The sequence below is a fragment of the Blastococcus xanthinilyticus genome, assembly GCF_008124835.1.
GTDB classification, from domain to species: domain Bacteria; phylum Actinomycetota; class Actinomycetes; order Mycobacteriales; family Geodermatophilaceae; genus Blastococcus; species Blastococcus xanthinilyticus.
The window spans coordinates 212,121-231,522 of record NZ_VNHW01000005.1 but is presented as its reverse complement, the minus strand read 5'-3'; the positions used below and the strand labels follow the sequence as shown (position 1 = coordinate 231,522).

The following is a 19,402-nucleotide window of genomic DNA, read 5'->3' as shown; positions in this document are numbered from 1 at the left end:
CCCCTAGAGGTCGACCTTCTTGTTCTCGCCGGCGTCGATGCGCTCGCCGGTCGCCTTGGCCTTCACGAAGCTGAACGCGGTGGCCAGCCGGCCGCCGGGGCTGTCCCAGTACTCCGCGGAGTCGCCCTCCACCTTGAGCAGCACGACCTCGGGGTCCTCGGGGCCGTTGGGGAACCAGGCCTCGACGCCGCCGTTCCACAGCTCCTTCTTCTTCGCGAGGTCCTCGACCACGCGGGCGTGCCCGGTGAGCGACACCCAGGTGCCGCCGGAGCCGATGCCGACGTTCACCTGGGGCTGGGCGGCGATGTGGGCCACCGGGTGGGAGCTGCGCTCGGCGAAGAACCACAGGTCGCCGTCGAACTCGACCTCCTGCAGCGTCATCGGACGGCTGGTCAGCTTGCCCTCGGGCGTCAGGGTGGTGAGGAAGCCGAACCGCTCCCCCTTGATCAGCTCGGCGACCTTGCGGGTGTCCTCGGTAGTCATGCCTGCTCTGTTGCCCGCGACCGGACGGCCCACACCTGGCCCGGCCGCGGCGGCGCTCAGGCGGCGTCGACGTAGCTCCAGGCGCCGTCCTCCCGGACGAACCGGCTGACCTCGTACTGGTCGCCGTCCTCGCCGCCGGAGCGCCAGTGCGCGCGGAACTCCACCGTCCCCGCGCGGTCGAGCAGCCCGCCGCCGGTGGTGGCCAGGACGTCCAGGCCGGTCCAGCGCAGCGCGGGGTCCAGGTCGAGGGTCCGCGGCCGGGTGCTCGGGTGCCAGGTGGCGAGCAGGTACCCGGCGTCGCCGACGGCGAAGGCGCTGTACCGCGAGCGCATCAGCTGCTCGGCGGTCGCCGCCGGGGCCGAGCCGTCGTGCCGGGGGCCGCAGCACCCGGCGTAGGGCAGGCCGGTTCCGCAGGGGCAGCGACGGGGAGCCATGGGGCCAGTCTGCCGTCGTGCGAGCCTGGGACGGTGACGGTGTGGGCGGGGCGGGCACTCGGCGACGCCACCTGGCCGGAGCTCCCCGACCGGCCGCTGGTCGTCGTGCCGCTGGGCGCGGTCGAGCAGCACGGACCCCACCTGCCGCTGGCGACCGACACCCGGACGGCGGAGGCGGTGGCGCGGGCCGCGCTGCCGGGGATCGACGGCGCGCTGCTCGCCCCGGCGATCGCCTACGGGGCCAGCGGGGAGCACGAGGGCTTCCCGGGCACGGTGTCGATCGGTACGGAGGCGCTGACGGCGCTGCTGGTGGAGTACGGGCGCTCGGCCGGCCGCTGGGCCGGCCGGCTGCTGGTCGTGAACGGCCATGGTGGCAACTACGACGCCCTGCGCGCCGCGGTGCCGCGGCTGCGTGCGGAGGGGCGGGACGTCGCCTGGTGGCCGCTCGCCGTCCGCGCCGGTGACGCGCACGCGGGGCGCACCGAGACGTCGCTGATGTTGCACGTGGAACCCGCTGTGGTCCGTGCGGACCGCGCCGAGCGGGGGGAGACCGCGCCGCTGCGGGAGCTGCTGCCCCGCATGCGGGCCGAGGGCGTGCGGGCGGTCAGCCCGAACGGCGTGCTCGGCGATCCGGCGGGCGCGTCGGCGGCCGAGGGGGCGGAGCTGGTGGTGGACCTGGCCGGGCGGCTGGCCGCGGCGGTGCGGGAGTGGCGGGTGGACCCCGCCGGGCGGCTCCTCGGGTGAGCGCCCGGCGGGGTCCGGAGACCGATCAGCCGAGCGCGATCAGCCGAGCGCGTCCGCGAACACTGGCACCGTCTCGTCGATCGCGTACAGCAGGCCGGGCGCCGACGCGCTGGAGAAGGCGTTGAGCACCGTCAGGTCGTCGAGGACGACCGCGCGCCCCTCCTGGACCGAGGGCAGCGACTGCCACACCGGGTTGCCGGTGAACTCCGAAGCCTCCACGAAGATCGGGAAGGCCACCGTGAGCTCGGCGTCGAGCAGGTCCAGCTGCTCCTCGCTGACCGGCACGAAGAAGTTCTCCGTCGCCAGCTCCTCGATCGCGGTCTTGTTCTCGAAGCCCAGCTGCTCCATGAACTGCACGCGCGAGTCGCCGCTGACGTAGGCGCCGAAGCCCTCGGAGGTGAAGGCGCCGACGGCGACCTCGGTGCCGTCGAACTCCGGGTGCGCGGCGGCGGCCTCGGTGAAGGCCTGCTCGACCTCGGCCTCCAGCTCGGCCGCCTGCTCCGTCTCGCCCAGCGCCGTGCCGATCATCTCCAGCTGCTGCTGCCAGGTGGTCTGGTACGGCCCGACGCCCTCGGGCGGGGCGATGGTCGGGGCGATCTGGCTGAGCAGGTCGTAGCGCTCCTGCTCACCGGAGGACCGGGTGTCGAGGATCAGGTCCGGCTGCAGCGCGGCGATCTCCTCGTAGCTGGGCTCGAGGGTCTCGATGAGCACCGGCGGCTCGTCGTAGCCCTGCTCGACCCAGTCGCCCAGCCCGTCGTCGCCGCCGACGGCGAGCCAGTCGCTGGCGCCGACCGGCTGCACACCGAGCGCGAGCGCGGTCTCCGCGTCCGACCAGCCCAGGGCCACCACCCGCTCGGGCTCCTCCTCGACCGTCACGTCGCCGAAGGCGGTCTCGACGGTGGCCGGGAAGTCGCCGGAGGACGCGGCGGTGGTTCCCCCGGACGCCTCGGGGGAGGCGGCCTCGTCGCCGGAGCCGCAACCGGTGACGACGAGGGCGGCGGCCGCGAGGGTGGCGGCGCCGCGGAGGGCGGGGCGGAACGTCATGGGGGGTACTCCTCGCAGGATCAGGTAAGGCTGACCTAACCACACCGTCGCGCGCGGGCGACGGCCGGGAGCGCGTCGTAGGGTCGCCGGGCCGTCGCAGGGGCGCCGGCGGGAACGGGGGTAGGGCGTGGACGGGACGGCCGGGACGGACGGCTGGCTGGTGGTCGTCGACCTGCAGCACGTGTTCGGCGAGGAGGACTCGCCCTGGACGGCGCCGCGGTTCGAGGAGGTCCGCCCGCGGATCCGCCGGCTGGTCGACGCGTTCGGCGACCGCGTGGTGTGGACCCGCTTCGTCGCGCCGGCCGAGCCGGTGGGCGCGTGGCAGGAGTACTACGAGCAGTACGACTTCGCCCGCCAGCCGCCCGACGCGCACTGCTACCAGCTGGTGGAGGACCCGGCCGGGCGCCCGGTGGTGGACGCCCACACCTTCGGGAAGTGGGGCCCGGACCTGGCCGAGGTGGTCGGGCAGGGTCCGCTCACCGTGGCCGGCGTGGCCACCGACTGCTGCGTGCTCTCCACCGTCCTGCCGGCCGCGGACGCCGGGGTGCGGGTGCGGGTGGTCACCGACGCCTGCGCCGGAGCCGGGGACGACGAGCACGAGCGGGCGCTGCAGGTGATGGGCGGCTACGCCCCCCTGGTCACGTTCGCGACCACCGACGAGGTCCTGGCGGGCGGGTGACCGCGCCGCCGGCCGACCGGCTGCCCGACGGGTTCGCCGTCCGGCTGGACCCGGCGGTGCGCCGCCGGGACGACGGCACCGCGCTGCTCGGCGGCTCCCCGCTGCGGCTGCTGCGGCTCGCTCCCCGCGCGGCCGCGCTGCTCGCCGGGGACCGGCTCGAGGTCCGCGACGCGACCAGCGCCGCCCTGGCCGGCCGGCTGCTCGACGCCGGGCTGGCGCACCCGGATCTGCCTCTGGGCGCCGACGCCGGGGACGTCACCGTCGTCGTCCCGGTCCGGGACCGCCCGGCCGCGCTCGCCCGGCTGCTGGCCGCCCTGCGCGCCGACCCGGCGACCGCGGGCCTGCCGGTCGTCGTCGTCGACGACGGCTCGACGACGCCGGTGGCCGCCGCGGGCCCGGGCGTGCGGGTGGTCCGGCACCCGGTGGCGCGGGGCCCGGCGGCGGCGCGGAACGCGGGGCTGGCCGTCGTGACCACCGGCCTGGTCGCCTTCCTCGACTCCGACTGCGTCCCCGGCGCCGGCTGGCTCGCCCGGCTGCTGCCGCACGTCGCCGATCCGCGGCTGGCCGCCGTGGCGCCGCGGATCGTGCCGCTGCCGGGAGCGGCACGGGGCTGGACCTCCCCGTACGAGGACGTCGACGGCGCCCTGGACATGGGTCCGCGGCCGGCGCCGGTGCGGCCGCTGTCGGCGGTCTCCTACGTGCCGAGCGCGGCGCTGCTGGCCCGCCGGGCCGCGCTCGGCGACGGCTTCGACGCCGCGCTGCGGGTGGCCGAGGACGTCGACCTGGTCTGGCGGCTCACCGAGGCGGGCTGGCGGGTGCGCTACGAGCCGGCCGCCGAGGTCGCGCACGAGCACCCGGTGCGGACGGCGGAGTGGGCCCGGCGCCGGGCGTTCTACGGCACCGGCGCCGCGCTCCTGGCGCAGCGGCACGGCGGGGTGGTCTCCCCGCTGGTCATCGCCCCGGAGACCGCCGTCACCTGGGCGCTGGCGCTGGCCGGGGGCCGGTGGGGGAGGGTCGCGGCGGCCGGGCTGCTCGGGGTGACCGCGGTCCGGCTCGCCCGCCGGCTGTCCCCACCGGGCGGCCGGCCGCCGTACGTCCTCGCCGCCGGCCTCGTCCTGCACGGCACGGCAGCGTCGGGCCGGGCGCTCGCCCGGTCGGCGACGCGGCACCATTGGCCGCTCGCGGTGGCCGCGGCGGTGGTCTCCCGCCGGGCCCGTACCCGGTTGCTCGCCGTGGCCCTGGCCGACGGCCTGCTCGCCTGGGCGCCGCACCGGAGCCGGATCGGACCGGTCCGTCACGCGGCGGCGCGGCGGCTGGACGACCTCGCCTACGGCGCCGGGCTGTGGGCCGGCGCGCTGCGCGCCCGCAGCGCCCGGGCGCTGCTGCCCACCCGTCCGCCGCGCTGACGCGCCGTCGGGCGGAATGCGCGGGACGCTCCCGCGCTTGTCGCCCTCGTACTGCGGTCCGCCCGGTTCCGCTACGTGTCGACCGAAGGACCCGCATGACCGCCACCCAGGACCGCGCTCCGGCTCCCGAGACGGCGCACCCCGCCCCGGTGGCGCGCCCCGGTGCCGCCCGGATCGCGCTGACCCTCGGTGCCTTCGTGGCGCTGGGGCCGCTGACCATCGACATGTACCTGCCGGCGCTGCCGCGGATCACCAGCGACCTGCTGACCACCTCGGCCACCGTGCAGCTGACCCTGACCGGCACGCTGATCGGGCTGGCGCTCGGCCAGCTGGTGCTGGGGCCGCTGTCGGACGCCTACGGCCGGCGGGGGCCGCTGCTGGCCGGGACGGCGCTGCACGTGGTGGCGTCCCTGCTGGTGCTCGTCGCGCCGACCATCGCCGCGCTCGGCGCGCTGCGCGTGCTGCAGGGGGTGGGCGCCGCCTCGGGCGCGGTGATCGCGCTCGCGGTGGTCCGTGACCTCTACGACGGCCGCGCCGCGGCGACGATGCTCTCCCGGCTGTTCCTGGTGCTCGGCGCCGCGCCGGTGCTCGCGCCCACCATCGGCGGGGAGGTCCTCCGGTTCACCAGCTGGCGCGGCGTCTTCGTGCTGCTGGCCGCCTACGGCCTGCTCCTGCTCGTGGTCGGGTGGGCGACCCTGCCCGAGACCCTCCCGCCGGAGCGCCGGCGCAGCAGCGGGGTGCGCGGCACGCTGCGCACCTACCGGTGGCTGCTGCGCGACCGCACCTACGTGGGCCTGGTGCTGGTCGCGGGTCTCACGATGGCCGGCCTGTTCAGCTACGTCTCCGGCTCCTCCTTCGTCTACCAGGGCCAGTTCGGGTTGGACGAGCAGCAGTTCGGGCTGCTGTTCGGCGCGGGCGCCTTCTGGCTGATCGCCGCCACCCAGCTCAACCCGGTGCTGCTGCGGCGCTGGTCGCCCCAGCAGCTGCTGGTCGCGGGCACGGTGGCCGGCGCTCTCGCCGGTGCCGCGCTGGTCGTGCTGGCGGGCACCCGCACCGGCGGCCTGGTGGCCGTGACCGGGGCGCTGTGGGCGGTGCTGTTCGCCTGCGGGCTGGCCCTGCCCAACGCCCCCGCGCTGGCGCTGTCCCGGCACGGGAACGCGGCCGGCAGCGCGGCGGCCCTGCTGGGCGCCATCCAGTTCGGCGTCGGTGCGGTCGTCTCGCCGGTCGTCGGGCTGCTGGGCAACGACGCGGTCGCCATCGGCCTGGTCGTGGTGACCGCGCTGGTGCTGGCGATCGGCGTGCTCGTGGTCGTCGTCCGGCCGTGGCAGCTCGCGGACGACGACGGGGCCGCGGTCCCCGCCTGACATCCGCCCTGGTGGAAAGCGGGAATCCCCGTCACGATGACGGGGAGATGAGCGACCTGCTGCGGAGCCCCCGGTGACCACGGCCGTGAACCCGTGACCACCGCCGTGAACCCGTGACCACCGCCGTGAACCCGTGGCTGGCGCTCCCGGACGGGGCGCCCAGCGCGGCGCGCACCCGGGCGCTGCGCGCCGCGCACGAGCAGCTGGTCACCACCAGCGCCCTGCCCGCCGACGCCGCCGTCCGCCCGGTCGTCCGCGACTCCTGGAGCCGCTCGCTGGGCAGCGGGGTCGACCCCGACGGCGGACCGCCGCCGGTGGAGCTCCTCGACGCCGACCTGCTCGCCTACCGGGCGGCCCACCCGCTGGCGCCGGTGCTGCCGGTCATCCGCCGGCTGCTGGTGCAGGACGCCGAGGCCGCCCGGATGATCGTCGCGGTCACCGACGCCGCCGGCCGGATGCTGTGGGTGGAGGGCGACCGGCAGCTGCGCTCGCGGGCCGAGGGGATGAACTTCGTCGAGGGCGCCCGGTGGTCGGAGGACGTGGCCGGCACCAACGCCCCCGGGACGGCGCTGGCGGTCGACGCGCCGGTGCAGATCTACGGCAGCGAGCACTTCCGCCGCGGGGTGCAACCCTGGAGCTGCTCGGCCGCACCGGTGCACGACCCGGTCACCGGCGCCCTGCTGGGCGCGATCGACGTGACCGGTGGCGACGTCGTGGCCGGCCCGCACGTGCTCACCCTCGTGCGGGCCACCGTCGCCGCCGTCGAGTCGGAGCTGCGCTGGCTGCACCGGGAACGGCTGCCCGCGGGTGGGCTCGCGGCCGGCTCGGCGCCGGCCGCCGCCCGGCTGGAGGTGCTCGGCCGGGAGCGCGCCCGGCTCGCGCTGCCGGCCGGGCCGCTGGAGCTGTCGGTGCGCCACTCCGAGCTGCTGTTCCTGCTGGCCGCGGCGGCTGCATCCGGCCGGGGCCGGACGGCGGTCGAGCTGGCCGCCGAGTGCCACGCCGGGACGGCCGCCCCGGTCACCGTGCGGGCGGAGCTCTCCCGGCTGCGGCGGCTGGTCGGTGCCGAGCTGCTCGGCTCGCGCCCCTACCGCCTGGTCGGCCGCCTGACCACCGACGCCGACCAGGTGCGCCGGCTGATCGCCCGCGGCGAGATCGGCCCGGCGCTGGAGCGCTACCGGGGCCCCGTGCTGCCCGGCTCGTCGGCGCCCGGCATCCTCCTGGCCCGCGACCGGCTCGCCGGGCAGCTGCGCCGCGGGGTGCTCGGCGCCCGCCGTCCCGAGCTGCTGCTGCGGTACGCCCAGCTCCCCGACGGGCGGACCGACGCCGCCGTCTGGCAGGCGCTGCTGGAGGTGCTGCCGCCGGGGTCGCCGCGCCGGGCGGGGGTCGCGGCGCACCTGCAGCAGCTGCGGGCGGGCGTGCGGTCGCGCTGAGACCACCGACATGCGCCTCGCTGCGCTCATCGCCGGCCGCTTTCCCGCGCTGAGGCGTATGGCGGTGCGCGCGACGTCGGCCGGCCGGCCTCGGGAATGCTGAGCGCGGTTCACGACTTGGCGCTGCCGTGAGCGCCCTTCCCCCCGCGACCGACGCCCCGCCTCTCAGCACGGCCCGCGTCGTGGTGGCCATCGTGGCGCTGGCGCTGGGCGGTTTCGCGATCGGCACCACCGAGTTCGTGACGATGGGCGTGCTCCCCGACATCGCCGACGGCGTGGGCGTCGACATCCCCACGGCCGGGCACGTCATCTCCGCCTACGCCCTCGGGGTCGTGGTCGGTGCCCCGGTGATCGCGGCGATGGGCGCCCGCCTCCCGCGGCGTGCGCTGCTCGTCGGCCTGATGGTCGCCTTCCTGGTGGGCAACGTGCTCACCGCCGTGGCCCCCGGCTACCCGACGCTGCTGGGCGCCCGGTTCCTCGCCGGCCTGCCGCACGGCGCCTACTTCGGCGTCGCCTCGCTGGTGGCGGCGTCGCTGGTCGCGCCACGTCTCCGGGGCCGCGCGGTCAGCTCGGTGATGCTGGGCCTGGCCGTGGCGCTCGTCGCGGGGGTCCCGGCGGCGACCTGGCTGGGTCAGGCGGCCGGCTGGCGGTCGGCGTACTGGCTGGTCGTCGTCCTGGCCGCGGCCACGGTGGCGGCGGTGCTCGTCGTCGTCCCGTCCTCTCCCGGGCGGCCGGAGGCCACGGTGCGCGGCGAGCTGGGCGCGCTGCGCCGGCCGCAGGTGCTCCTCACCCTGGCGGTCGGGATCGTCGGCTTCGGCGGCATGTTCGCGCTCTACAGCTACATCGCCCCGGTCGTCACCGACGTCGCGGAGCTGTCCCGGGGCACCGTGCCGGTGGTCCTGCTGGTCTACGGGGTCGGCGGGATCATCGGGACGGCGCTCGCCGGGCGGCTGGGCGACTGGGCGCTGTTCCGGTCGCTGGTCGGTGCGCTGCTGGCGCTGATGGTGCTGCTCGCCGCCGTGGCCGCGGTGGCGGCGTGGGTGCCCGGCCTGGTGGTCGGGGTCTTCCTGGTCTCGGTCAGCGGCTCGACGCTGGCGATCCTGCTGCAGCTGCGGCTGATGGAGACCGCGGGGGAGGCGCAGATGCTGGGCGCCGCGCTGAACCACGCCGCCCTCAACCTGGCCAACGCCCTCGGCGCCTGGGTCGGTGGGCTGGTCATCGCCGCGGGCCTCGGCTACCGGGCGCCCAGCGCGGTCGGCGCCGGGCTGGCGGTCGCCGGGCTGGTGCCGCTGGCGGTCTCGGCCGTGCTCCGCCGCCGCGAGCGGGTGGCCCCGGCTCCTGCCCCGCGGCAGGCGGAGGCGTGGGTCCCCGCGCCCTGAGGCGCCGCGCCTGGCCGGCTGCAACGGCCGTGCAACGTCTCCCCGCCCGGGAAGCCTGCCGTTTCCGCACGAACCCGGCCCCCGCGGGGCATCCGCCCTGCCCGCCGCGCAGATAAGCGTGGCCTAAGTCACTCCTTTCGGGACAGACTCCGCTCGGGCCCCGTGGTCGACCGCGGGCGCAGCGACCCCCTGCAAAGAAGCGGAGGACTGATGACCCGGATCAGCGTGCGGGTGGACGGGGCGTCGTACGACGACGACGTCGAACCGCGGACCCTGCTGGTGCACTACCTGCGCGAACAGCTCGGCAAGGTCGGCACGGTCGTGGGCTGCGACACGAGCAACTGCGGCGCCTGCACCGTGCACCTCGACGGCGAGGCGGTGAAGAGCTGCACCGTCTTCGCCGTCCAGGCCGACGGCGCGGAGGTCACCACGATCGAGGGCGTCGGCCAGGACGGGCTCCACCCGGTGCAGAAGGCGTTCCACGAGATGCACGGCCTGCAGTGCGGCTACTGCACCCCCGGCATGATCATGGCGTCGATCGACCTGCTCGGTGAGAACCCCGACCCCAGCGACGACGAGGTGCGCGAGGGCATCGAGGGCAACCTCTGCCGCTGCACCGGCTACCAGAACATCGTCCGCGCCGTCCGGCACGCCGCCGCCGAGATGCGCGGCGATGGCTCCGGCCCACCCACCGACGGGCACGCCGCCCCGGCGCAGGTCGACACCGCCGCCGCGCCGCACGTGGTGGGGCAGGCATGACCGCCGTCGAGGAGCGCACCGGCGCTCCGACGCCCGAGATCGGCAAGGCGCGCCGCCGCAAGGAGGACGCCCGGCTGATCACCGGCAAGACCACCTGGACCGACAACATGGTCCTGCCCGGGATGCTGCACCTGGCCGTCGTCCGCAGCCCCGTCGCGCACGCCCGCATCACCTCCGTCGACGTCGAGGCGGTGCGGCAGGCCCCGGGCGTCGTCGCCGTCTACACCGGCCGCGACCTGGCCGAGGAGCAGGGCTCGCTGCCGTGCGCGTGGCCGGTGACGCCGGAGATGGTCAACCCGGGGCATCCCTCGATCGCGGTCGACCAGGTCAACCACGTCGGCGAGGCGGTGGCGGTGATCGTCGCCCGCAGCAAGGTCGCGGCCCAGGACGCCGTCGAACTCGCCGACATCGACTACGAGCCGCTGCCGGTCGTGCTCGACATGGAGGAGGCGGTCAAGGACGGCGCGGACCTGGTCCACGACCACACCGAGTCCAACACCAGCTACCACTTCGTCTTCGACGCCGGCGAGATGGGCACCGGCGGCGACACCGAGCAGGCGTTCGCCGAGGCCGACGTCGTCGTCAGCCGGCGGCTGGTGCAGCAGCGGCTGATCCCGGCGTTCATGGAGCCGCGGTCGGTCGTCGTCCAGCCGCAGGGTGACAACTACACCCTGTGGTCCTCCACCCAGATCCCGCACATCCTGCGGGTGATGGCCGCCATGGTCACCGGCATCCCGGAGCACAAGCTGCGCGTGGTGGCCCCGGACGTCGGCGGTGGGTTCGGCGGGAAGCTGCAGGTGAACCCGGAGGAGATCCTCTGCCTCCTGATCGCCCGGCGGCTCGGCAAGCCGGTCAAGTGGACCGAGACGCGCAGCGAGTCGCTCATGACCGGGCACCACGGCCGTGACCAGGTCCAGTACGTCGACGTCGCCGCCGACCGGGAGGGCAACCTCAAGGGACTCCGCGTCCGGCTGCTGGCCGACATGGGGGCCTACCTGCGGCTTGTCACCCCCGGTGTGCCGATCCTGGGCGCCTTCATGTTCATCGGCATCTACAAGTTCCCCGCCTACCGGTTCGAGTGCGACGGGGTGTTCACCAACAAGGTGCCCACCGACGCCTACCGCGGCGCCGGCCGGCCCGAGGCGACGTTCGCCATCGAGCGGATCATGGACGAGCTCGCCGTCGAGCTGGGGATGGACCCACTGGAGCTGCGGCGGAAGAACTGGATCCAGGCCTCGGAGTTCCCGTTCACCACGGCGGCGGGGCTGGAGTACGACAGCGGCGACTACGAGACCGCCACCCAGCAGGCTCTCGATCTGCTCGGCTACGACGCGCTACGGGCGGAGCAGCAGCGCCGCCGGGAGTCGAACGACCCCGTCCAGCTGGGCATCGGCATCTCCACGTTCACCGAGATGTGCGGGCTTGCTCCCTCCCGGGTGCTCGGCTCGCTGTCGTACGGGGCCGGTGGCTGGGAGCAGGCGTCGATCCGGATGCTGCCCACGGGCAAGGTCGAGGTCGTCACCGGCTCCACCCCGCACGGCCAGGGCCACGAGACGGCGTGGAGCCAGCTCGTCGCCGACCAGCTCGGCGTGCCGTTCGAGGACATCGAGGTGCTGCACGGTGACACCGCGATCTCGTCCCGCGGCATGGACACCTACGGCTCCCGGTCGCTCGTCGTCGGTGGCTCGGCGGTGGTGAAGGCGGCCGACAAGGTGATCGCCAAGGCGCGGAAGGTCGCGGCGCACCTGCTGGAGGCCAGCGAGGACGACCTGGACTTCTCCGCCGGGAGCTTCTCCGTCCGCGGCACCCCGGGCAGCGGGGTCAGCATCCAGGAGATCGCGCTCGCCACCTTCGCGTCGCACAACTTCCCGGAGGGCATGGAGCCCTCGATCGACGCCGACGCCACGTTCGACCCGGAGAACTTCTCCTTCCCGCACGGCACGCACCTGTGCGCGATGGAGGTCGACACCGAGACCGGGTTCGTCAAGATCCGCAAGTACGCCTGCGTCGACGACGTCGGGACGATCGTGAACCCGCTGATCGTCGAGGGCCAGGTGCACGGCGGGCTGGCCCAGGGCATCGCGCAGGCGCTGTACGAGGAGGCCGTCTACGACGCCGACGGCAACCTCACCACCGGCACCTTCGTCGACTACCTGGTGCCGGCGGCGTCGGACCTGCCGCACTTCGACACCGGCAACACCGTGCACGCGGCGCCGGGGAACCCGATCGGCGCCAAGGGGGTCGGCGAGGCCGGCTGCATCGCCTCGACGCCCGCGGTGGTCAACGCCGCGATCGACGCCGTCCGGCACCTGGGCGTCACCGACATCCGCATGCCGCTGACGCCCGAGCGCGTCTGGCGGGCCATCCATGCCGGCGGGGACGGCGGGGACCGGGCATCCGCCCGGACCAACGCCCAGGCCGTCGACTCCTCCGACGCCCCGTCCACCGCTGGAGGTGCGCAGTGATTCCCGCGCCGTTCGAGTACGCCCGGCCGACCACGGTCGACGAGGCGCTGCAGGCGATCGCCGAGGGCGGCGAGGACGTGAAGGTCCTCGCCGGCGGGCAGTCGCTGATCCCGGTCATGCGGCTGCGGCTGGCCGCGCCGGAGACCGTGGTGGACCTGGGCCGGGTCACCGAGCTCCGGGGCGTGCGGGAGGAGGACGACGCGATCGTCGTCGGCGCGATGACCACGCACTCCGACGTCCTCGCCGACCCGCTGATCGCGCAGTACGCGCCGCTGGTCGCGGAGGCGACCGCCACGGTCGCCGACCGGCAGGTGCGGCACCGCGGCACGTTCGGCGGGGCGCTGGTGCACGCCGATCCGGCCGGTGACCTGCCGGCCGTGGCGCTGGCGCTGGACGCCGAGTTCGTCATCGCCGGGCCGCAGGGGCGGCGCACCGTCCCCGCCGCGGACTTCTTCGTCGACTACCTGACGACCGCGGTGGAGGAGGGGGAGCTGCTCGTCGAGGTGCGGCTGCCCAAGCTCGCCGGGTCGTGGGGGATGCACTACGAGAAGTTCAACCGGGTGGCCCAGGCGTGGTCGATCGTCGCGGTGGCCGCCGCGGTGCGCCGGGAGGACGGGCACATCGCCGAGGCCCGCATCGGGCTGACCAACATGGGCCCCACCCCGCTGCGGGCCCGTGCGGTCGAGCAGGCGCTGGCCGGGGCGGAGGCGACGCAGGAGGCCGTGGCCGCCGCGGCGTCCCACGCCGCCGAGGGCACCGACCCGAGCAGCGACCTCAACGCGCAGGCCGACTACCGGCAGCACCTGGTCACCGTCCTGACGCGCCGGGCGGTGAGCACCGCCGCCGGGCTGTAGCGTCGAGGAACGGACTAGTAGGAGGTCAGCGTGCAGCTGGAGAACTCGTTCACCGTCCCGGTGCCCGTCGACGAGGCCTGGCGGGTGCTGCTCGACATCGAGCGGATCGCCCCGTGCATGCCGGGTGCGGCGCTGGACTCCGTCGACGGCGACGACTTCACCGGCCGGGTCAAGGTGAAGCTGGGCCCGATCAACCTGACCTACCAGGGCAAGGCGTCGTTCGTCGAGAAGGACGAGGCGGCGCACCGCGCGGTCATCGACGCGCGCGGCAAGGACCAGCGGGGCAACGGGACGGCGGCGGCGGTGGTCACCGCGCAGCTGAAGGCCGAGGGGTCGGTGACCCGCGTCGACGTGCTCACCGATCTGAACATCACCGGCCGGCCCGCGCAGTTCGGCCGCGGCGTGATGACCGACGTCGGCAACAAGCTGCTCGGCCAGTTCGCCGACAAGCTCGCCGCCCAGCTCGGCGAGGGCGACGCCCAGGGCGACGCCGAGCGGGCGGCTGCGTCGGAGACGCCGGTGCAGAAGGCCGCGGCGACGGCCACCGGCGTCGTGGAGGAGGTCGCCGCCTCGGCCGAGCAGGCGGCGGGCGAAGGCGCGACGGGTCGCACGGTCAAGAAGGCCGCGGCCGCGACCAAGAAGGCGGCCGCGTCGGCCACGGACAAGGTCTCCGGGCAGGAGGCCGGCTCGAGCGAGGGCCAGGAGAAGGAGTCGGCGACCACCGAGACGCCGGCGAAGGCGACCGCGGCGAAGACGACCGCGGCGAAGGCCGCCCCGGCCAAGAAGGCGGCGGCCGGCAAGGCCACGGGCAAGGAGACGGCGACCACCGAGACGCCGGCCAAGGCGACCGCGGCGAAGGTGACCGAGGACAAGGCGGAGCACGCGGGCGTGCCCGCGGCCACGGACAGCGCTCCCGCCGCCCGGGACACCGCCCCCGCCGCGAAGGCGCCGAGCGGTCCGCCCAAGGGCCCCACCGCCCCGCCCGGCCGCCCGAGCACCGGCGCCCCGCTGCGCAGCGTGCCCGGCACCGGCCCGTCCTCGGGGGCGCCGAAGCCCAAGCCGGCGGAGCCGGAGCCGATCGACCTGCTCGAGGTCGCCGGCGGGGCGGCGTTCTCCCGCTACGCCGCGCCTGCGGCGGGCGTGGCGGCGGTGCTGCTGCTCGTCACGGTGGTCGTGCGCCGGCGCCGCCGGCGCTGAGCCGGCTCCTCGGTGGTTCGTGCCGGTCGTGACCGGCCCACAGCGGCCCACTAAGGGACAGTCGGTGGCTCGGCCTTCACCGGACCCAATACCTCTCGACGAACGCATGGACGCCACCCAGGACGCCACAGGTTCTCGCGAACTGTGGGCGTTCGCGGGGTCGCCGTCACGGCTGGCTGTCGGAGAGCTGTGGGACAGTGCCGGCGGTGACGGATTACCTGCGCGCGGACTTGAGCGACAGCCGCTTCGAAGAGGTCGACTTCAGCCGATCGCGTTTCCACAACGTCTACTTCCGGGACACCGTGATCCGGGGCGCCTGGCTCCAGCGGGTGGAGATTGACGGCTATATCGACAGCGTGACGGTCAATGGGGTCGATGTCGGCCCGCTGATCGAGCTGGAACTCGACCGCCGGGACCCCGACCGCGCTCTTCTGCGGCCCACCGATGCCGATGGTTTCCGGCGGGCATGGGACGTCGTCGTGCGTCGGTGGGACGCCGCCGTTGAGCGCGCCCGATCATTGCCCGAGGATCTGCTGCACGAGCGAGTCGACGGCGAGTGGTCCTTCATCGAGACCCTGCGGCATCTCCTCCTGGCCACCGACGCCTGGCTGCTGCGGGCCGTCCTGGGCGACCCGGTTCCCTACCACCCGCTGGGTCTGGCCCACAGCGAGATGCCCGCCGGCATCCCGGGAGTACCTCACGACACAGAGGCGAGACCCTCCCTCGACGAGATCCTCGCCGCACGGGCCGATCGGCTGGCGACGATGGCCCGAGTACTCGAGGAGCTGACCGACGAGCAGCTGGATGAGATGACCCAGCCGGTGCTCGAGCCGGGGTACCCCGAGTCCGAGTCGTTCCCGGTACGCCGCTGCCTCAACACGGTCATCAACGAAGAGTGGCTGCACCGCGAGTTCGCCGAGCGCGACCTCGCACACCTCGAGGGGCAGTCGGGATGACCTGCCCCTGCATTGGTCGATTGACCTTCGCTGCGTAGGTAAAGGCCGAAGTGCCTGTCTAAACGAGTTCGACTCGTCCCTCGTGTGCGGCCGTAGCGCTGCCCTTCGGGCGATCCGGCGGGTGTCTCATAGCGGCCCACTATGAGACGCCGACGTGACTTGAACGTCTGCCCTATCGGTAGTCGTTCAGCAACTCGCGGATGACCCCTTCAACGCTGTCCAGAACGGTGCTCAGATCGCTGAGGTCGCGCCACTCGTGCCAGATCGGTCGCTTCCCCCACCGGTTGTCGGCGGACAGTGAGATGTCGTTGTCGAGCCCGTCGAACCACACGTCCATCCCCTTGCCTCGCGAGCGTGGCTTGATCACTGTGCCCCACCCGTACACGGCCTCACGTCGGTTAGCTGACTCCCAGAACCGGTCCTGGTGGGCGTACGATGCAACAGTCCTGTACTCCTGAAGCACCGCCTCGACGCGGGAGCGAAGTGCTACCTGCTCTGCCGGTGGGTCAGGAGATGGAAGGTCGGGCACGGCTGGACGCTAACCGAGGAAGCGCAGGAATCTCTGTCCCTGAGGCCGCCCGCCGTCCCATAGCGACCCACTATGGGAAAGACGGTGAGGCAATCTCAGACGATCGGCCCGACCGGCTCCTGAAGCTCGTGTTCCCCTCGGTCCGTCGACACGAGCCGGGTGCAGAGCCAAGTCTCGTCGCTCTCGCTCCAGTCAGCCCAAGCCTCAAGCAGCGTCCGCGCCCTGGCGCTGGGGATGATCCCCGTGGGTCCGTGACGAGTACTGGGGTGCCCGGGGCGATCGGAGCGATTGCTTGGAAGCCCCTCGCGGTCGTCATACAACTCGATGAGTCCCCGGTCGAACCAGTCGAGAAGGCGGGCCGAGCAGGCGGACGGCTCCCACGGGCCGTGCACGTCGAGTGGACCTTCGCCTAGGTAGTCCGTGACACCTTTGGCGACGTAGGCCAGGCACTCCTCCTCATGCACGGCCCAGTACATCTCCCGCTCGAAGTCGAGCGATCCGTACGTCTGGCTCATGGCGCGAGCATCACACGCAGGACAGCAGTCGGGCGTTGGCGACACAAGGGTGGAGGCCCGAGGACGCAACTGGTCGCTGTCCCATAGGCCGCCTTCAGGGCCACCGCAGGTGTGTGGCGGGGCCCTGGCATCCGGGCAGCGGCGACCGTCGCCTGCGGGTGGATGGTGGGACAGCACCCGCAGCACGAGGCCGGTCGGTGGTCGGACGTCGGCGGTGGCGGCTGCCGCGCGAGCCGAGAATTGTCGTACCCCCCGCCTAGCCTGCGGGTATGTCGTCGGGTGTGGGGTTCGCGGTCGGGGTGACCGTGATGCCGGTGAGCCCGCCGTCGGAGTGGGAGCTGGTGGATCCCGAGCCGTTGCCGCGGTTGGGTGAGCCGTTGAGCGGCTGGTTGCCGGCCCGCCGGTCGGCGGGTGAGGCGGCGGGGCTGCTGCAGCAGATCGTGGTGGCCGAGGCGCAGCTGGCGGCGTTGCGGGCGGAGCTGGTGATGGACCTGGCCGCGGCCCGCCCCGCACCGGTGAGTGCTCTGCCCGGTGGGCACGGCGCGGGTGCGGTCGGGCCGGGCGGGGTGAGTGAGTTCCTGCCCGATGAGCTGGCCGCGATCCAGAACTGCAGCCGGGCGTCGGCGGTCACTCTGCTGGAGCACGCGGAGCTGCTGACCACCGTGCTGCCGGGAACGCTGGGAGCGCTGGCCACCGGGGAGCTGGACCGGCCCCGGGCCCACGCGATCGCCGCGGAGGTGGCCGCGACCGGGCGGGAGACCGACCCGGCGGTGATCGCCGGCGCGGAGGCCGCGGTGCTGCCCCGGGCGATGGAGCTGTCGCTGCGCCGGCTGCGCGAGGCCGTCCGCGCCGAGCTGATCGCACGGGACGCCGCAGCCGCCGAGCGGCGCCGCGAGCAGCGCAAGCGGGGCGCGGACGTGACCGTGCGCCCGGTCGGGGACGGGATGAGCGAGCTGCGCGCCGTCCTCCCGCACCCCGACGCCGCCGCCTGCCGGGACGCGGTGGACCGGTACGCCCGCGCCGCCAAGGACGCCGGTGACCCCCGCCCGATCGGCATGCTGCGCACCGGAGCGCTGGCGGACCTGCTGCTGCGCCCCTGGCAGCAGCGGCCGTCGGTGACCGCGCAGCTGACGGTCGTGGCGCCGCTGACCGCGCTCACCCCCGCCCGCTTCCTCGCCGCCGGTGCGCCGCTGCCGGTCGCATTCGCCGCGGCCGAGCCGGGAGCGACCGGGCCGACCGTTCCGGCCCCGGTGGGCGAGGTCGACGGGGAGCCGATCACCGCCGCCCACCTGCGCGAACTCCTCGCCGCCCTCGACGCCGCCGGCGTGCGCGCCCCGGCCGGCGGCAGCCTCGAGCTGGCGCTCACCGACGCCACCGGAAGGCTGCTGGCCCTCACCACCCCCGGCGAGGCGGCCCGGCTGGCCCGCCGCGGCTGCACCGCCCACCCCGACGCCGCAGCTCACCCCGACCACGGCTGCGGCTGCCCGGTGCTCGGCGTGCCCGGCCCGGTCGACCGCTACCGGCCCTCAACAGCCCAGCACCGCTTCCTGACCGCCCGCGACCGCACCTGCCGCCACCCCGGCTGCACCGCACCCGCCGCCCGGACCGACCTCGACCACGTCATCCCGCACGCCGACGGCGGCGCCACCAGCTGCGACAACCTCTGCTGCCTGTGCCGCCACCACCACCGGCTCAAGACCTTCGCCCCCGGCTGGACCCACACGATCAGCGACGACGGCGTGCTCACCGTGATCACCCCCACCGGCGTCACCCGGATCAGCCGGCCACCGGGCTACCGCGTCCTCACCGGACCACCGCAACCACCGCCGGACCCGGACGACGACCCACCTCCGTTCTGACCCGGCCGGTCAGGCGGGGAGCACCTCGGCGAGCCAGGACGCCGCGGCCGCGCCGACGAGGTCGGGGTTCCTCTTCAGCGAGTGGTCACCGGGCACGGCATACACCGACGCGTGCGCCCGGCCGGTGAGCACCGCGGCGACGTCGGCCGGCGCCCCGAAGGCGTCCGTCTCGCCCTGCACCACGACGATCGGCAGCCCGACAGCGGTCAGCTCGCCGGCGCGGCTCTTCTCCGGCCGGCCGGGCGGCACCAGCGGGAACGCCAGCGCCAGCACGCCGTCGGCACCGGTCTGGGCGGCGGTGCGGCAGGCCACCCGGGCGCCGGCGCTGCGGCCGCCCACCACCAGCGGCCCCACCAGGTGACCGCTGCCCGAGAGGTGCGCCAGCACCGCCCGCCAGCCCTCGTCCAGCCGCGCGGGCGCCGGCGCGATCCGCTTCCCGGCCACCCGCCACGGCTGCTCGACGCGCAGCACCCGCCAGCCGGCCTCCGCGGCGTCGCGGGCCACCGCGGCGAGGTCGGCCGACTCCACCCCGCCGCCGGCGCCGTGGCCGAGCAGCAGCGACCCGCGCGCCCCGCCGTCGGTGAGGTGGACGCGCGCCGGGCCGTGCGGGGTCTCGATGTCGAGCGGGCTCACCGTGGCGGCAGGGCCAGCAGTGCGTCGACCGCCCCGGCGAGATCGGGCGCCTGCACGTCCGGCTCGCCGTAGACGGCCGGGAAGGTGCGCTCGCTCCGCGCGAACCAGGCGCCGGTGAGGCCGGCCCGCTGGGCGCCCAGCACGTCCCAGCCGTGCGCCGCGACCAGCGCCATGCGGTCCGGCGCCACGTCGCAGATCCCGGCGGCCCAGAGGTACACCTCGCGCGAGGGCTTCCAGGCGCGGATGGTCTCGCTGGTCATGCTGCGCTCCACCAGCGGCGTGATCCCGCCCCGCTCGAGGCCCGCCTCGGCCACGCCGGGCGAGCCGTGCGACAGCGTGACCACCCGGACCCCGGCCTCGGTCAGCCGGCGCAGCGCCGGCTCCACGTCGGCGTGCGGGGCCAGCTCGCCGAACGCATCCGCCACGCTCGCCCGCCGGTCGGCGGAGAGCTCGCTCTCCTGGGCGAGCGCGGCGTCGAAGGCGTCCCGGAACCGGCACCACGACCCCACGGCGGCCGCGGCGAACCCGGTGAGCAGCGTGCGGGCGAACACGGTGCGCAGCAGCGACTCCGGCTCACCGGCCTCCACCAGCGCCGCCCGCACCGGGGCGAGGTCCAGCAGCGTCTCGTTGACGTCGAAGGCCACCACGTCGGGCCGGGTGCGGGTCATCCCG

The 19,402-nt window shown here is 75.0% G+C and carries 19 protein-coding genes; 12 read left to right on the top strand and 7 right to left on the bottom strand.

Annotation, left to right across the window (positions count from 1 at the left end; genetic code table 11):
* Positions 1–3: 3 nt before the first annotated feature.
* Both BD833_RS10025 and BD833_RS10020 read right to left on the bottom strand, forming a co-directional pair.
* Positions 4–483 (bottom strand): pyridoxamine 5'-phosphate oxidase family protein, encoded by a 480-nt coding sequence (locus BD833_RS10025; RefSeq protein ID WP_166532982.1) that lies wholly within the window; start codon positions 481–483, stop codon positions 4–6.
* Between the two features lie 56 nt (positions 484–539).
* Entirely contained in the window at positions 540–917 is a 378-nt protein-coding gene (locus BD833_RS10020; RefSeq protein ID WP_166532981.1) for a YchJ family protein, read from the bottom strand.
* Positions 918–950: 33 nt separating this feature from the next.
* On the opposite strand from BD833_RS10020, the gene mftE reads away from it, so the two are divergent.
* Positions 951–1,661: a mycofactocin biosynthesis peptidyl-dipeptidase MftE gene (mftE, locus tag BD833_RS10015; protein ID WP_243737566.1), complete on the top strand. Its 711-nt coding sequence runs from the start codon at positions 951–953 to the stop codon at positions 1,659–1,661.
* A gap of 39 nt (positions 1,662–1,700) precedes the next feature.
* On the opposite strand, the gene BD833_RS10010 is transcribed toward mftE, so the two are convergent.
* Entirely contained in the window at positions 1,701–2,705 is a 1,005-nt protein-coding gene (locus tag BD833_RS10010; RefSeq protein WP_166532980.1) for an iron-siderophore ABC transporter substrate-binding protein, read from the bottom strand.
* 127 nt (positions 2,706–2,832) lie between these two features.
* Between BD833_RS10010 and BD833_RS10005 the strand changes: the two genes are divergently transcribed.
* The 10 genes from BD833_RS10005 to BD833_RS09960 all read left to right on the top strand — a co-directional run bounded on the left by BD833_RS10005 (position 2,833) and on the right by BD833_RS09960 (position 15,194).
* Complete coding sequence (locus tag BD833_RS10005) at positions 2,833–3,384, top strand: cysteine hydrolase family protein (protein WP_208092540.1); 552 nt, start codon at positions 2,833–2,835, stop codon at positions 3,382–3,384.
* Positions 3,381–4,790: a mycofactocin biosynthesis glycosyltransferase MftF gene (mftF, locus tag BD833_RS10000; protein WP_166532979.1), complete on the top strand. Its 1,410-nt coding sequence runs from the start codon at positions 3,381–3,383 to the stop codon at positions 4,788–4,790. The genes BD833_RS10005 and mftF overlap by 4 nt, the downstream gene beginning before the upstream one ends.
* A gap of 95 nt (positions 4,791–4,885) precedes the next feature.
* Complete coding sequence (locus BD833_RS09995; protein ID WP_166532978.1) at positions 4,886–6,154, top strand: multidrug effflux MFS transporter; 1,269 nt, start codon at positions 4,886–4,888, stop codon at positions 6,152–6,154.
* 113 nt (positions 6,155–6,267) lie between these two features.
* The gene (locus tag BD833_RS09990) at positions 6,268–7,584 is read left to right on the top strand and encodes a sigma-54-dependent transcriptional regulator family protein (protein WP_166532977.1); all 1,317 of its coding nucleotides are present in this window, start codon (positions 6,268–6,270) and stop codon (positions 7,582–7,584) included.
* A 128-nt stretch (positions 7,585–7,712) separates the two neighbouring features.
* Positions 7,713–8,963: an MFS transporter gene (locus BD833_RS09985; RefSeq protein WP_166532976.1), complete on the top strand. Its 1,251-nt coding sequence runs from the start codon at positions 7,713–7,715 to the stop codon at positions 8,961–8,963.
* Between the two features lie 210 nt (positions 8,964–9,173).
* Positions 9,174–9,722: a (2Fe-2S)-binding protein gene (locus BD833_RS09980; protein ID WP_166532975.1), complete on the top strand. Its 549-nt coding sequence runs from the start codon at positions 9,174–9,176 to the stop codon at positions 9,720–9,722.
* Complete coding sequence (locus tag BD833_RS09975) at positions 9,719–12,187, top strand: xanthine dehydrogenase family protein molybdopterin-binding subunit (protein ID WP_166532974.1); 2,469 nt, start codon at positions 9,719–9,721, stop codon at positions 12,185–12,187. Before BD833_RS09980 ends, BD833_RS09975 begins: the two co-directional genes overlap by 4 nt.
* Positions 12,184–13,041: an FAD binding domain-containing protein gene (locus tag BD833_RS09970; protein WP_166532973.1), complete on the top strand. Its 858-nt coding sequence runs from the start codon at positions 12,184–12,186 to the stop codon at positions 13,039–13,041. The genes BD833_RS09975 and BD833_RS09970 overlap by 4 nt, the downstream gene beginning before the upstream one ends.
* A gap of 30 nt (positions 13,042–13,071) precedes the next feature.
* Entirely contained in the window at positions 13,072–14,238 is a 1,167-nt protein-coding gene (locus BD833_RS09965) for an SRPBCC family protein (protein WP_166532972.1), read from the top strand.
* 206 nt (positions 14,239–14,444) lie between these two features.
* A complete protein-coding gene (locus tag BD833_RS09960) occupies positions 14,445–15,194 on the top strand; it encodes a DinB family protein (protein ID WP_208092538.1) in 750 nt (249 codons plus the stop codon).
* A 172-nt stretch (positions 15,195–15,366) separates the two neighbouring features.
* On the opposite strand, the gene BD833_RS09955 is transcribed toward BD833_RS09960, so the two are convergent.
* Positions 15,367–15,723, bottom strand: a complete 357-nt coding sequence (locus BD833_RS09955) for a hypothetical protein (RefSeq protein WP_166532970.1) — start codon at positions 15,721–15,723, stop codon at positions 15,367–15,369.
* Between the two features lie 95 nt (positions 15,724–15,818).
* A complete protein-coding gene (locus BD833_RS09950) occupies positions 15,819–16,238 on the bottom strand; it encodes a hypothetical protein (RefSeq protein WP_166532969.1) in 420 nt (139 codons plus the stop codon).
* 269 nt (positions 16,239–16,507) lie between these two features.
* Between BD833_RS09950 and BD833_RS09945 the strand changes: the two genes are divergently transcribed.
* The gene (locus BD833_RS09945) at positions 16,508–18,097 is read left to right on the top strand and encodes an HNH endonuclease signature motif containing protein (protein WP_166532968.1); all 1,590 of its coding nucleotides are present in this window, start codon (positions 16,508–16,510) and stop codon (positions 18,095–18,097) included.
* Between the two features lie 9 nt (positions 18,098–18,106).
* Here the strand turns inward: BD833_RS09945 and BD833_RS09940 are convergent, their stop codons facing one another.
* Positions 18,107–18,730: an alpha/beta hydrolase family protein gene (locus BD833_RS09940; protein WP_166532967.1), complete on the bottom strand. Its 624-nt coding sequence runs from the start codon at positions 18,728–18,730 to the stop codon at positions 18,107–18,109.
* Positions 18,727–19,398, bottom strand: a complete 672-nt coding sequence (locus BD833_RS09935; protein WP_166532966.1) for an HAD-IA family hydrolase — start codon at positions 19,396–19,398, stop codon at positions 18,727–18,729. Before BD833_RS09935 ends, BD833_RS09940 begins: the two co-directional genes overlap by 4 nt.
* Positions 19,399–19,402: the final 4 nt, after the last annotated feature.